This is a genomic window from Escherichia sp. HH41S, assembly GCF_009820115.1.
Classification (GTDB): Bacteria; Pseudomonadota; Gammaproteobacteria; order Enterobacterales; family Enterobacteriaceae; genus Escherichia; species Escherichia coli_F.
In genome coordinates this window covers 1-848 of record NZ_VNXE01000045.1, presented here as the reverse complement: position 1 = coordinate 848, position 848 = coordinate 1, and the positions used below count along the sequence as shown (strand labels likewise).

At 59.1% G+C, this 848-nt stretch carries 1 protein-coding gene; it reads right to left on the bottom strand.

Going from position 1 to position 848, the window contains the following annotated elements:
• A partial coding sequence (gene tssI, locus FQZ95_RS08630; protein ID WP_160530094.1) for a type VI secretion system tip protein TssI/VgrG occupies nucleotides 1-848 on the bottom strand: 848 nt, incomplete at both ends.

Here is an 848-nt window from a genome sequence, read left to right as displayed (position 1 = left end):
GTGGTGCGGTTATTCAGCACCTCGGTGTTCATGTTCTTCTGCGCGTGGATGTAGACCTGTTCTTTCCCTGTCGCATCGTCAAACTTCAGTTCATTAAACCCGCTGCCCTTATAGGTTTTCGAACGAATGGTCATCTGCGTCTTTGTTCCCGGCAGGCTGCCGGGGGTGCGGTTTTCCTGGTGGTAGGTACGCCCCATAATAATCGGCTGGTCCGGATCGCCGTTGAGGAAGTCCACAATGACCTCCTGACCCACACGCGGTATCGCCAGGTTACCAAACCCGGTGCCTGCCCACGCCTGTGCCACACGGATCCAGCATGAACTGTCCTGGTTTGACGGGTTATAACGGTCCCAGTTAAATTTCACCCGCACGCGACCATGTTCGTCGCAGAAGATTTCCTCGCCTGCCGGTCCCGTCACGACGGCGCTCTGCGGGCCATCCACCAGCGGTTTCAGCAACGGCTGTGGCCGCCATGTCCGGTCTGCCGGTATTACCGCAAAGTGGTTATTCAGCGTGGTACCTGAACCACTGCGTCCCGGCACCGCCTGCGGCTGCTCGCCGTGCAGTTCACTTGCCACCACCTGCCATTCCCGGTTCAGGTTCGCCTGCGGATGCCCCGTCAGCGCAATTCGCCGTCCCGGCCATATCTCCGGAGAACGGCTTGTTCCGCGCGCCACTTCTGCGTTGTTTCGCCAGCCATCCATCTGCCAGCGGGCAAAGTTCTGCCCGTGGGCACCCTTGAAACGTCCGGGGTAGTCATACACTTCATACTGTGTGCGCTGGTAATCCTGGTGCTGGCCTTCCTGATCAAAACGCCCTGCCCAGCCGGGTCGTTTAAAGGTGTAGTC